Origin of the sequence: Candidatus Acidulodesulfobacterium ferriphilum, from assembly GCA_004195035.1 — a bacterium.
Lineage (GTDB): Bacteria > SZUA-79 > SZUA-79 > Acidulodesulfobacterales > Acidulodesulfobacteraceae > Acidulodesulfobacterium > Acidulodesulfobacterium ferriphilum.
The window spans coordinates 168,607-181,897 of sequence record SGBD01000003.1; the positions used below are offsets into that span (position 1 = coordinate 168,607).

11 protein-coding genes are annotated in these 13,291 nt (G+C 37.0%); all 11 read left to right on the top strand.

Annotation, left to right across the window (positions count from 1 at the left end):
- The first annotated feature begins 9 nt into the window (after positions 1–9).
- The 11 genes from EVJ47_06775 to EVJ47_06825 all read left to right on the top strand — a co-directional run bounded on the left by EVJ47_06775 (position 10) and on the right by EVJ47_06825 (position 13,288).
- Positions 10–1,386 (top strand): hypothetical protein, encoded by a 1,377-nt coding sequence (locus EVJ47_06775; protein RZD14364.1) that lies wholly within the window; start codon positions 10–12, stop codon positions 1,384–1,386.
- On the top strand, positions 1,373–2,755 hold the full coding sequence (locus tag EVJ47_06780; protein ID RZD14365.1) for a sugar transferase: 1,383 nt from the start codon (positions 1,373–1,375) through the stop codon (positions 2,753–2,755). Before EVJ47_06775 ends, EVJ47_06780 begins: the two co-directional genes overlap by 14 nt.
- A complete protein-coding gene (locus EVJ47_06785; protein RZD14366.1) occupies positions 2,752–4,293 on the top strand; it encodes a DUF445 domain-containing protein in 1,542 nt (513 codons plus the stop codon). The genes EVJ47_06780 and EVJ47_06785 overlap by 4 nt, the downstream gene beginning before the upstream one ends.
- 75 nt (positions 4,294–4,368) lie before the next feature.
- Positions 4,369–5,127 (top strand): signal peptide peptidase SppA, encoded by a 759-nt coding sequence (gene sppA / locus EVJ47_06790; GenBank protein ID RZD14367.1) that lies wholly within the window; start codon positions 4,369–4,371, stop codon positions 5,125–5,127.
- A gap of 263 nt (positions 5,128–5,390) precedes the next feature.
- Positions 5,391–7,319 carry an aconitate hydratase gene (locus EVJ47_06795; GenBank protein ID RZD14368.1) on the top strand — a complete coding sequence of 643 codons (1,929 nt, stop codon included), beginning with the start codon at positions 5,391–5,393 and terminating at the stop codon, positions 7,317–7,319.
- A gap of 66 nt (positions 7,320–7,385) precedes the next feature.
- Positions 7,386–8,234, top strand: coding sequence for an NAD(+)/NADH kinase (locus EVJ47_06800; GenBank protein ID RZD14369.1), 849 nt, complete (start codon positions 7,386–7,388; stop codon positions 8,232–8,234).
- A 30-nt stretch (positions 8,235–8,264) separates the two neighbouring features.
- Positions 8,265–9,965 carry a DNA repair protein RecN gene (gene recN / locus EVJ47_06805; GenBank protein ID RZD14370.1) on the top strand — a complete coding sequence of 567 codons (1,701 nt, stop codon included), beginning with the start codon at positions 8,265–8,267 and terminating at the stop codon, positions 9,963–9,965.
- Between the two features lie 91 nt (positions 9,966–10,056).
- Positions 10,057–10,551 (top strand): N-acetyltransferase, encoded by a 495-nt coding sequence (locus EVJ47_06810; protein ID RZD14415.1) that lies wholly within the window; start codon positions 10,057–10,059, stop codon positions 10,549–10,551.
- Between the two features lie 95 nt (positions 10,552–10,646).
- Positions 10,647–10,991, top strand: a complete 345-nt coding sequence (locus tag EVJ47_06815; GenBank protein ID RZD14416.1) for a rhodanese-like domain-containing protein — start codon at positions 10,647–10,649, stop codon at positions 10,989–10,991.
- 31 nt (positions 10,992–11,022) lie between these two features.
- On the top strand, positions 11,023–11,850 hold the full coding sequence (locus EVJ47_06820) for a kinase/pyrophosphorylase (protein ID RZD14371.1): 828 nt from the start codon (positions 11,023–11,025) through the stop codon (positions 11,848–11,850).
- A gap of 76 nt (positions 11,851–11,926) precedes the next feature.
- Entirely contained in the window at positions 11,927–13,288 is a 1,362-nt protein-coding gene (locus EVJ47_06825) for a TldD/PmbA family protein (protein RZD14372.1), read from the top strand.
- The last annotated feature ends 3 nt before the right edge of the window (positions 13,289–13,291 follow it).

Sequence of the window (13,291 nt, forward strand, 5' to 3'; positions counted from 1 at the left end):
GTTTTTGGCTTGAACATCCTGTTATTTATTAAAATAGCCGTAATAGCCGTATCATGCATTATTTTAATCGCAATAGCCGTAAAACGACCGGATTTAGCCGGCTTCTTTGAAAAGGCGGCGCTTTTCGGAATATTTTTATTTGCCCTTTTCATACCTATTAAAGACGGATTTGCCCTGTTCGGCATGGTTACAGCTATTGTTTTCTTCATCGCATATAAAATTGCAAAGCGGGATGCTTCTATTCCTAAAACAGGTTTTAATATACCTATTCTGGTTTATACGGGTATCTGCGCGGCTTCTTTTTTATGGACATACAGCATGAAAGACAGCATTAACGAAGGCGGCGAAATAATTTATTTTGTCCTGTTCTTTTTTGCGGCGGCAACTTTATTGAACGCAAAAAAAAGAATAAATTTTATGGTTTATACATTTACATTTTCAATAAGCATTGCTATAATTTACGGTTTTTTTCAGGGAATTTTTATAAACGCTATTCATTCGCCAAACAGATTAACGGGGCTTATAGGCAACTGGACAGGCTTTCCGGTTCAGGTTTCCTATGGTTTAGTTGTTATAATGGCATATTATTTGATAAATTTTAAAAAACAAAACAAAAGGACATGTGCTTTTTTGTTCTGGATATTAATATCGGCGGCAGGATTTTTCGATATAGTATTTTCTAAGGCAAGATCCGCATGGATAGGGATTATACCGGCCGTTTTTGTTCTGATGTATTTAAGGTCGAAAAGACTTTTTTGGGCAGCTTTGGTTTTGCTTTTAGTGTTAAATATCGGAATGTTTTCCGTTTCAAAAACATTTAAAAGCAGAATGCTGGCGATGTTTAATCCAAAAATTTATAAAATGGAATTAAAAAATCACGGAGATATAGAAAGCCATCTTGCTCTAATAAAATCCGCATGGGCTGTTTTTAAAAGATTTCCTTTAACAGGTGTAGGAGTCGGGGCGTTCTCAAAATATTTTGACGAGCATAAAGGGGTTCATTTCCCATGGTATTATAACCCTGAGACGGGAGAAAAAATTTACGACCTGTATGATAACTGGCCCGAAAACGGCTATATGCAAACCTTAGCCGAAACAGGGTTGTTTAGCTTTCTGGCATTGATGTGGCTTTTTTTTCTTGCATTAAAGCAGCCGGTTAAACTTTTCAGGAGTACGGATGACGAATTTAAACGAAAAATAGCCGCATTGACCCTGGGAGTAAGTATTGTTTTTTACGGTTCTTTTGCGGGGGTTTCCAATATGTCTAACGACCAGCTTGCCAACCTCTGGCTTTTTTTCTTAGCTTTATTTGCGGCAGTAAATTTAATGCCTGGGGTAATACCAAAATCAAAAGATTTTCAAAACCAAAACGATGTTATCTCATAGAAGTAAAATCCTTGCGCAATATCTTTATGTTTTATCCGTTATCTTTGTGTGCGGAAGTTTTTTCCTTGCATTTATAACTTATGATACGATAAGTCCTTTAATTATCGGTTATAAGTTATATGGTATAACGGATTATATCTGGCTTTTGATCCCTACCTGTATTATTTTATATCTACTCCTTTTTGCCTTTGGAATGTATTTGAACTTAAATATTAAGAATTTTAAATCCGATGCCGTAAAGCTTTTAGAGATAACGGTTATAGCGATATTTTTAATTTACGCAATTTTATTTATGTTTAAGATAACATATATTTCAAGGCTTTTTATAGGATATTTTGCGGTTTATTCATTTTTATCGCTTGTTTTGGCGGATTACATAGGAAGGAAACTTGCAAAAGGCCTAAAAAGGCGCGGTTATTCCATTAGAAATATTCTTCTTGTAAGCGGCGATGGCAGTAATTTTAATGCCGATGTTAAAGAAACGATTGCATCGCAGGAGTACCTCGGGATAAAATTGGTCAAAGAAATAAACAAGGGGGATTTAAATGAGCTGGGGGATTTTGTTTTAAATAATCCGATAGATGAGGTTATATTTGACATTAAGGGCAATGAATTAAGCGGTATTAAGGATACGATACTTTTCTTAGAGGAAAAGGGGATAACGGTTAAAATATTAACCAATTTTATTCCATTTAAAAATTCTAAGGTTTCCTTTGAAAAATTAGGCGGCTTTCCCATTATTTCCTTTTACACGTCTCCGGAGGACGATATACGGCTTTTTGCAAAAAGGGTATTAGATATCGCCGGTTCGATTATTGCCGTAACAATATTTTTTATACCAGCCGTCATTATAGCAGTTTTAATTAAACTAACATCTGACGGCAAGGTGTTATATAAGAGCAAAAGGGTCGGTAAAAACGGAAGGCTGTTTACATTTTATAAGTTTAGAACGATGTATGCGGGAAGCGATGAACTGAGGGAAGAGCTTATAAAAAAGTATAGCAGGGACGGAATAGAGATTAAGATTAAAAATGACCCGAGGCTTACAAAGATAGGCTGGTTTTTACGAAAAACCAGCCTTGATGAACTCCCCCAATTTTATAATGTATTACGGGGCGATATGAGCCTTGTCGGTCCCCGCCCGCCGATGCCCGACGAGGTTAAAAAATATTCGATAAAGCAGAGGCGGAGAATTTCTATGAAGCCCGGAATCACCTGTCTCTGGCAGATTAGCGGAAGAAGCGAGCTAAGTTTTAACGACAGGGTTGAGCTGGACTTAAAATACATCGATAACTGGTCGTTGAAACTTGATTTTATAATTCTTTTGAAAACGGTTCCCGCCGTTTTGTTTGCTAAAGGGGCATTATGAAATACGGCAATAAAGCTTTTGCAAATCTTTTTCTTTTAATTGCGTTTTTTCTTTTTATCGGCACTTTTTTAATCAATATATCAAGTATCTGGATATATATACTTCAAAGGGCATCGGAGGCTGCGTTGATTGGCGGGATTGCGGACTGGTTTGCGGTTACCGCCCTTTTTAAGCATCCGTTTAATCTTCGCATTCCTCATACCAATATTATCGAAAACAACAAGGAAAGGCTTATAAATACGGTAAGCAATATGGTTAACGATACATGGCTCGGAAAAAATTTTCTTGGCGCGGAGATAAATAAAATAGATTTTTATGGCATTATTATAAAAATCATAGAAAAAGATAAATATAACAAAAAAATAAGATTTTATTCACGGAAATATCTTATTAAATTTTTAAAATATGTGAAAACCGATAAATTTAATAAATTTGTAAACGGCAAAATCGGTGAGGCTTTAGATGAAAATTTATCGGAAAGGATTGTGAACGGTATAACATTATTTGTGAAAGGCGGTGATTTCGATAAAACTTACGGCATATTAGCGGGTTATATTAAAAATTATGCAGCCAAATATGAAACGAAGGACATCACAAAAAAGATTATAGAATTGTCATCTTTGGAAATAATGAATTCGATAAAAATTTCAGGAAAAAGATTAATAAATGATAATTTTGATAACGCCATAATAAATTTGTGTGATTTTGCAAATATAACCATAGACAAAAACGAATCCTCTTTGAAAAAGCAGATAAGGGAAGTGATTGAAAAATATAAAGACGATTCGGTTATAAAAAAGATTTTTATATTTGTTGCACGGGAGACGAATGTTTTGGATGTGGAACTTTTATCGAATGAAATTATAGCAAAAATAAAGAATTTTATTAATGAAATAAGAAATGATCCCTTAAATGATATAAGATTGAATATAAAGGATTATGCCTTAAGTATTTTGGACAACCTGGATGAAGAGGTTAAGCATCAAGTATTAAATAATATTGAAACGATTATTCATAAAAATTCCGATAACTTAAGAGATTATCTCTTAAGTTATTTAGATAAGGCATCAGGAAAGAGATTTATTAAAAACCGGCTGTTAAGTTTTATAAAGTCCGATGGAAATAATATTATGAGCCAATTTAACGAACCAATCAAAAATGGGCTTATGACGGCAGGCTTGAACACAGTTAAGGCAATAATAGAAAATAATAAGTCATACATACTTAATAAAAATTTATTTAAAGAAAAATTTGATTACGGAATAAGCTTAATTCGGGATGAGATTTCAGAGAAAAGCGGCGAGATAAATAGTTTTTTTAGGAGAAATACCGTCTATGCAATGAAGCTTAACCATTCCATAATCGGAAAACTAGTAAAAAGGTATTTAGAAAGTTTGGACCATAAAAAATTGGTCGGTCAAATAGAATCCAAAATCGGAAATGATTTGCAATATATAAGGATAAACGGAGCATTAGTAGGTTCCATTGTGGGCATACTTATTGCGCTTATCGGCTTGTTTTTGAAAAGCGTCAGGTAAAGTGTCATGGTTCGGAAAAATTATGATATAATATAATGCACTTTGCATCAAAAATCTTTAACGAGGTTTAGAATTATGTCTATATTTAAACGGAATAAGGTGGCGGTAATCCGCTATTCAGGCGCTATTACATCGCAAAGCGTATCGCCTTATATTAATATTTTTAAAAAGATAGAAAAGATTAAATCCATAAAAGGAATAATATTTATAATAGACAGCCCCGGCGGCAGCGCCATACATTCGGAGCTTTTATATTTCGCAATTAAAAGGCTTCAAGAAAAGGGCAAAAAGCTTTACGGCTATCTTGAAGTTTCTGCTTCGGGCGGTTATATGATTGCCTGCGCTTTAGAAAGACTGTACGCCCCTTCCTCGGCTATTATAGGTTCCATCGGCGTTATAAGTATGAAGCCTGTGTTAAAAGATATACTGGAAAAGTTAGGTATTGGTTATGAAGTGATAAAAAAGGGAAAACACAAGGATATGTGGCTTTTTACAAGAAAATATTCGGACGAGGAAAGAGCGAGCATTGACGAACTTCAGGAGGATATTTATACGCGCTTCATTGAAATAGTGTCGGGCGGGAGAAAAATTCCTCAGGAGGATATTTTAAAACTTGCAACGGGTGAGCTATTTTCATCCAAAAAATCCCTTGCAAACAAATTAATCGATGAAATATCGGACTTCGATAAAGCCCTTGAAGACCTTTGTAAAGAGGTTAATGTCGATCCATCTAGAACCGTTTATATGAGCATAAAAAAACCGTTTTTTCAAAGAATAATAGGCGGCTCCATCCTTAATGCGATAGAAGATATATATTACAGGGCGATATATTAGCCAACCGCAAGAAGTTTTATCCGCTGCCGGAAACCATAAAATCTGTTTACTTTTTTAAAAAATAATATTATAATAACTGAAATTTTTTTAAACCTTTTTAGTTTTAACCCGAAAAAATACCTTAAACATTAAATTTGCGTATAATTAAAGCGATACTTAAAAATAAAACACCTGTTTAACTTTTTTAAATAAATTTATTTATTAAAAAAATATTGATAACTTTTTGCAATAATATTAATATTTAATCAGGAGGAAATTAATTTATGGGACTTAGCTTAACGGACAAAATTTTAAAAGCGCATCTCGCAAAAGGCGAATTGAAGCCTGGAGAGGAGATAGCAATCAAAATCGACAGAACATTGACCCAGGATGCCACAGGCACTATGGCCTATCTCCAGTTTGAAGCGATTGGCGTTCCAAGCGTTAGAACCGATTTATCTGTAAGCTTTATCGATCATAATACCCTTCAAACAGGCTTTGAAAATGCGGATGACCATAAGTTTTTACAAACCGTTGCCGCAAAGTACGGTATATATTATTCGAAGGCAGGAAACGGGATTTGCCATCAGGTTAATCTTGAAAGATTCGGCGTTCCAGGAAAGACGCTTTTAGGCTCCGACAGCCATACCCCTACGGCAGGCGGCGTGGGCATGATTGCCATCGGCGCAGGCGGACTCGATGTTGCCGTTGCTATGGGCGGCGGGGCATTTTATATGACTGCTCCAAAGGTCGTTTTAGTAAAACTTTCGGGAAAACTTTCGGAGTGGGTTTCCGCTAAGGATGTGATTCTTGAGCTTTTAAAGAGATTGACGGTAAAGGGTGGCGTCGGAAAGATTTTTGAGTACGGCGGAGAGGGCGTTAAAACCTTAACCGTTCCTGAGAGAGCCGTTATCACGAATATGGGCGCGGAACTTGGGGCTACTACATCTATTTTTCCAAGCGATGAAAAAACCCTTGAATTCTTAAAAGCCGAGGGCAGGATTGACGATTATGCGCCGCTCGCCGCCGATGAAGGCGCTGCCTACGATGAAGTTATAGAAATAGATTTAAGCTCTTTGATTCCCTTGACTGCCAAACCGCATATGCCGGATCAGGTGGCCAAGGTTAGCGAGCTAAAAGACATAAAGGTTGACCAGGTTGCTATCGGAAGCTGCACCAATTCTTCTTATGTCGATTTAATGACTGTTGCAAGCGTATTAAAAGGAAAAAAGGTTCATCCCGATGTGAGCCTTGTAATATCCCCCGGTTCAAAGCAGGTTTATGAAATGATAGCCAAAAACGGGGCGCTGGCCGACCTTATAGCATCCGGCGCCAGAATACTTGAATCTACCTGCGGCCCCTGCATCGGCATGGGGCAGGCTCCAAGATCCGGGGCTGTTTCATTGAGGACATTTAATCGTAATTTTGAAGGGAGAAGCGGAACTAAAGATGCGAAAATTTACCTTGTTTCCGTTCAAACCGCCGCGGCTTCCGCATTAACGGGGTATATTACTGATCCAAGGACGATGGGCAAGGCTCCCGATATTAAAATGCCCGAAAAATTTGACATAGACGATTCTATGATATTGCCTCCATCGACAAATCCGGACGAGGTCGAGGTTTATCGGGGGCCAAATATTAAACCGCTTCCGGTTCAGCAGAAACTTCCCGAATCTTTAACGGGAAAGGTTCTTCTTAAAGTGGGGGATAATATTACGACCGACCATATAATGCCTGCCGGTTCTAAAATACTTCCGTTAAGGTCAAACATACCCGCAATATCGAAATATGTCTTTGAGTCTGTCGATGCCGCTTTCTCCGAAAGGGCTTTAAAAGAAAAAGGGGGTTTTGTAATAGGCGGGGAAAACTACGGTCAGGGTTCGAGCAGGGAACATGCCGCGCTTGCTCCGATGTATCTGGGGGTGAAGGCTGTTATTGCAAAATCGTTTGCAAGGATTCATTTTGCAAACCTTATTAATTTTGGAATTTTGCCTTTGATATTTGAAAATCCTTCGGATTATGATAAAATAGGACAGGGAGACGAGCTTTACGCGCCGAATATTCTAAAAGAGCTTGGCGAGCATAAACCTGTTACATTTATTAATAAGACGAAGAATAACGAAGAGTATAAATTTAAGTATAATTTAACAGGCAGACAGGTTAAAATTATTAAAGAGGGCGGATTGCTAAACGAGACGAAAAATTCAAATTAATTTAACCGTCATTCCAGCTAAAGTGGGAATGACGAACTGCGGTATTTGACGGCATTAACAATTTTAATGTTTGCATCCGAATTCAATAAAAATATTAAAAGAGTTCTTATCTCCTATAAAAAAGACGCCGAAGAAGCCTTTAAATCTGCGAACTATGTTCGTGAATTTATAAAAACAAAGGGTATCGATGCGGCGGTGAAGCCAAGTATGAACATAACCGCCGCAGATACCGAAAATGTCGGGCTTGTTGTGGTTTGCGGCGGAGACGGAACCCTTTTGATTACCTTTGGAAAGATTTTTCCTTTAGAAGTTCCCATTATAGGAATAAATTTTGGAAAACTCGGGTTTCTTGTCGAGGTTTCGGAGTCTTTAAGGGATGAGGCGCTTAAAAAGATTTTCGACGGTTCTTTGGAATTTCACCCAAGAATGGCTTTAGACATTAATGTGATAAGGAGCGGCAGATCAATTTCCAAATTCGTTTCGTTAAATGAAGCGACTATCGCAAGGGAAAAAAGTATTCATGCAAGGATTATCGATTTAAGCGTTCATGTCAACGATGTATGGTTGAATGATTTTAGGGCGGACGGTCTCATTATTGCAACTCCAGCAGGTTCTACCGCTTATTCGTTATCAGCCGGGGGGCCTATTGTTCAGCCCGATGTCGAGGCGTTTATTCTCACGCCTATCTGCCCGCATACCCTTACAAATAGGCCTGTAATAATAAACCCGTGTGAATTAAAGATAAAAATTGCGCCGCAGGAGCGGAATATTTTTATATCGGCTGACGGAAGAGACGGTATAAAACTTTGCGATAATGATGAAATAATCATCAAAAAACATCCTTCCAAGGTCTATCTTTCCGCATCTTTAAGTCTTAATTATTGGGATATACTGAGATCGAAACTAAATTGGTAAAACAATTTATTTATTTAATTCCCATATGCGATGATAAAAAAGATATATATAAAAAATTTTGCTACGATAGATTTTTTAGAGGTTGATTTTTGCGAAAATTTAAATGTCTTAAGCGGTGAAACCGGCGCCGGCAAGAGCATTATAATAGAATCTCTCAATTTTTTATTTGGAAAAACAAAAGGAGAGGGCGTCATAAGGACAGGTGAAAAAGAAGGATATGTCAGCGCAGTATTCGATGCCCTTAGCGGGAAAGTTAAAGCCAATTTGGCGCAGATTTTTGAGGAAAATGGGATAAACTTTGAAGAGGACGAAGATATAATAGTAAAGAGAGCAATCTCTATAAACGGCAAGAGCAAATATTTTATAAATAATGAACCTGTAAATAAAACTGCCGCCGAAAGGTTAGAGGGGAGCCTTGTCAATATCTTCGGGCAAAACGATAAAAGGTTTTTAATATCAAATGACAGCCAGCTGGCTTTTTTGGACGAATTTGCCGAAAATATCAAGCTATTATCGGATATTAAAGGCATATATAACGATATTAGCAGACTTGAAAGCGAAAAGGAAAAAGTTAAGAAAAAAATAGGCGACATATCAAGGATTAAGACCCTTAATGCGTATATTATAGACGATGTGGAAAAACTTGAAATTAAATCGGAAAATGATGATATAATATTGCAGGAAGAGCTTAAAAGACTTGAAAACATCAATAGCATAAAAGAATATATCTCCGCATCGATAAATTTAATTGATAATGAAGAATACGGCATACTAAAAAATTTAACCCCGTTAGTATCAAATCTTTTAAAGCTGGCAGATGTCGATTCCAATTTTAAGAAAACGGAAGAATTTAAAAATGCCGAAAGCGCTAAAATTTTAATAGAAGATATACTTTTGTTTTTAGAAAAATATGCGGATTTTGAATTTGATGAACAGAGATTGAGCGAAATCAGATTGAAAATAGACAGAATAATAAGCGCGGAAAATAAGTACTCCGTTTCCGGCCTGAAGGAACTTATAGACTTATATAACAAAGCTAAAATCGAGTTAGAAAGCGTTGCAAATCTCGAAGAAAGGGTAGAGGAGCTTGAAAACAACATCAATGGTTTAAAGGACAGGTTTCTTGGCGCGGCAGATGTTTTGCATAAAAGAAGAGCAGATTCCGCTTCCGTTCTCGAAAAAAAAATAGAAGCGGAGCTTTCATCTTTAGGGATTAAACCTGTCTTTAAGATAGAATTAAATAAACTGGATTTTAAGGAAGGTTTTTCCGAGACGGGACTCGATGAATGTAAATTTATGTTTTCGGCTAACCCTGGTGAAGACCCGAAACCGCTTTCTATGGTCGCTTCGGGCGGGGAACTCTCCAGACTCAGCCTTTGTATGCTAAAGATTGTAAATGTAAAAAGGGGCTCATCTTCTTTTATATTTGACGAGATAGATTCCGGAATCGGGGGAGATGTCGCCAATTTTGTCGGAGGGGCGCTTAAAAACATATCTAATGTTAATCAGGTTATTCTTGTTACGCATCTTGCGCAGGTAGCCTCTTTCGCAGGGAGGCATCTTTTTGTTTACAAAGAAGTAATAAACGGAAAAACATATACTAAAATAAGAGAGCTTTCGCCTGAAGAAAGGGTTAATGAAATTGCAAGAATGCTTTCGGGCTATGCAAAAAGCGAAGCTGCAACCGCTCATGCGAAGGAAATATTAAAGAGGAGAGGTTTTATTGTATAAAACAACAGGCAGGCAGAGGTATGAAAAGAGTGGAAATGTTATATATTATCCATCTAAAGTAAAAATCGAAGTAGATGGGGAGATTTTCGAGATAGTTCTGCGAAGGGCGCTAATGTGCGATGTCAAAGCTCTTTATAATCTTTTCTCGGAATATTCGAAAGCGGGAGAGATGCTCCCCCGTTCAATGAGCGATATATACGAACATTTAAGGGATTTCTATATTGCGGAAATAGAACATTTTGACGAAGAAGATTCGAGCGAAATCATCGGGGCCTGCGCCTTAACCATAGTATGGGAAAACCTTGCCGAAATAAGGTCGTTAGCCGTTAAAAAGCCTTACACAAGAAAGCTTATCGGGACAGAATTAATAACAAAATGTATCGAGGAAGCAAGATTTTTTAAGATAACGAGAATATTTGCCCTTACTTATAAACCGCAATTTTTTCAGAAATCAGGTTTTAAAATAATAGACAAATCGGAACTCCCGCATAAGATATGGAGCGATTGCATAAATTGCGTTAAATTTCCCGATTGCGACGAGACTGCCGTGATGCTCGAGTTTGATAAATTTAACGGTGTAATTTAATAGACAAAATAAAAACTATATATTATAATATCATAATATACATTCTATAAAAATGGAGGCATTACAAATTGTTTAATATTTTTAGAAGGGAAGGACTGTCCGAAGAAATAGAACAGATTACTCCCGAAGAGGCGCTTAAAAAAATATCGGAAGAGCATACAGGCGGGAAGGCTTTAATAATAGATGTCAGAGAACCGCATGAATTTAACGGTAATTTGGGACATATAGAAAATGCAAAACTGATACCCCTAAGACTTTTACCGTTAAAAATAAAAGAACTGGAACATTCCAAAGATAAAGAGATTATTGCTGTTTGCCATAGCGGCGCCAGAAGTTATTCGGCCTGCACGATGCTTAAAAGGCACGGCTTTAATAAAGTCCACAATTTAAAGGGCGGCATGCTTTTGTGGAAAAAAAACGGGTTAAAGTCCCATATCTAATTAATTTAGTAGCGCAGCATACATAATAGGCATGAATCATAAAATAGATTCTAAAAGCGGGGATTTTTATGTTTTTGTGGTATCCGATTCTACGGGTGAAACCGCAGAAAAGGTCGCAAGGGCCGCAATTTCACAATTTTCTATTCCGGATGTCCACTTAAAAAGATTTCTATTAGTAGATTCGGAGTTAAAGCTAAGAGAAATTATTACCGAAGCTTCGGAAAAAAAGGCCCTGATTATTTTTACTTTAGTTAAAGACGGCCTTAGAAATATTATGCTTCAGGAGTCAAATGAAAAGGGTATTACAAGCATCGATATTATCGGTCCCGTGTTAAACTCCATTTCATATATCCTAAACCTCTCTCCTGAACGGAAACCGGGATTGATACACCGTGTAAACGACGAATATTTTAGAAGAATAGACGCGCTCGAGTATGCCGTAAAACATGATGACGGACAGAGAATAGACGAGATCAACGAAGCCGACGCGCTTGTTTTGGGGGTTTCTAGAACATCCAAGACTCCTCTTTGCTTATTTCTTGCCCAAAGAGGATTTAAGGCCGCCAATATTCCCATAATAGACGAACAGAGTATCAGCGATGTTATCTATAAAATTCCCAGAGGAAAGATATTCGGCTTAGTTTCGGATGCCGGCAGAATCTCTAATCTGAGAAAAGAAAGATTAAAAAGAATGGGGCTTCCCTTTTCGACGGATTATATCTCGAAAGAATCTATAGAAAAAGAACTGGCTCATTCAAAAGATTTATATGCCAAACTAAATGCTTTTGTTATAGATATTACCGATAAATCTATCGAGGAAGCCGCCGCCGATATCATCTCCCACATAAATAATAAATAAAGACTCGCCGAATGCTTGTTAAAAATTTTGTTAAGTAATAAAATAAAATAAATTTAATAAAAGGAATGAATTTTAAATGAATTTTGACGATGTAATTTCATTAATAGACGATTATTCTAGGAAAAAGGGTATAAAATACGTGGTTTATCTTTTCAATTCAAAGGTTTTAAAGATGGAGTCGGAAAATAGTTCGATATCAAATTTTATTAATGCCGAAATAAATGGATTTAATTTAAGATTATTGAATAATAAGAGGATGAGCTTTTCGTATTGTCTGGGGCTTGAAGAGCAAAAGATAAGGGATACTTTTGATAACGGACTATCCTTATTAAGCTTTATGGAAGAAAACGAGTATGCTGATTTAGCCCCTTCCTTACATGAATCAGCCGCCGTTCAGGCACCTGATTTTGAAGAAAAATTGGGAATTTATTCTTCAAAATCAGATAAAATAGATATGGATAAAAAAAAAGGATGCCTGATAGAGATGGAAGAAACTGCATATTCCTATGATAAAAAAATATACAAAGTTGATAAGCCAACCTATCACGAGTCATTAACTGCAAAAAGGATTTGCAATTCAAATGGTTTAAATTTATCATCCAGAAAAACCTCTTACGAAGTTTTCTTATCGGTTGCCGCAAGGCAAGGCGCCGACACCGGTTCGGGGTTTGATTTTGATTTTTCCCACGAATTCGATAAACTGCAATTTAAAAAGGTTTCCATGAATGCCGCAAAGAGGGGCGTAGACCAGCTTGGGGCGAGGGTTATAAGCAGCGGAAGCTATAATATACTATTCGATAATTTTACGGCATCAGAGTTTTTGGGGATATTAAAACAGTCCTTCTATGCCAATAATGTTTATAAGAAAAAGTCTATTTTGAGGGGGAAGCTAGGCCAAAAGGTTTTTTCGAGCAAACTTAATATTATCGACGACGGGCTTTTGCCTGGCGGGTGGGCGACGGACATATTTGACTACGACGGGATAAATATGCAAAGAAAACCTCTTTGTATTAACGGCGTTATAAATTCTTTTCTTTACGACATAGAATATGCAAATAGATTTAATACGAAATCTACGGGAAATTCCGCTATGCAGTCGCATACGCTTCCGCCCGAGGTTGGTTCAACCAATTTTTTTATAGAAAACGGGGAAACTCCGCTCGTCGATATTATTTTGTCGATGAAAGAGGGCATGTACATAAATGAACTTATGGGGCTTCATATGGCCAAACCTTATACGGGTGAATTTTCACTCGGGGCATCCGGTTTTTATATAAAAAACGGTAAAATTGAATTTCCGGTTAAAGGGATTGTCGTAAGCGGCAATTTGCTGCATCTCTTTAATAGCATAACAGGCATTGCAAACGATATTCGATTTTTCGGTTCTACGGGTTCGCCCTCAATTTTATTTGAAAATGTTGAGGTTTCCGGCAAATAAATT

Excerpts from the sequence above, each read along its gene's own strand:
- EVJ47_06780 (RZD14365.1), top strand. The coding sequence starts at position 1,373 with ATGTTATCTCATAGAAGTAAAATCCTTGCGCAATATCTTTATGTTTTA.
- EVJ47_06785 (RZD14366.1), top strand. The coding sequence starts at position 2,752 with ATGAAATACGGCAATAAAGCTTTTGCAAATCTTTTTCTTTTAATTGCG.
- sppA (RZD14367.1), top strand. The coding sequence starts at position 4,369 with ATGTCTATATTTAAACGGAATAAGGTGGCGGTAATCCGCTATTCAGGC.
- EVJ47_06795 (RZD14368.1), top strand. The coding sequence starts at position 5,391 with ATGGGACTTAGCTTAACGGACAAAATTTTAAAAGCGCATCTCGCAAAA.
- EVJ47_06800 (RZD14369.1), top strand. The coding sequence starts at position 7,386 with ATGTTTGCATCCGAATTCAATAAAAATATTAAAAGAGTTCTTATCTCC.
- recN (RZD14370.1), top strand. The coding sequence starts at position 8,265 with ATGATAAAAAAGATATATATAAAAAATTTTGCTACGATAGATTTTTTA.
- EVJ47_06820 (RZD14371.1), top strand. The coding sequence starts at position 11,023 with ATGAATCATAAAATAGATTCTAAAAGCGGGGATTTTTATGTTTTTGTG.
- EVJ47_06825 (RZD14372.1), top strand. The coding sequence starts at position 11,927 with ATGAATTTTGACGATGTAATTTCATTAATAGACGATTATTCTAGGAAA.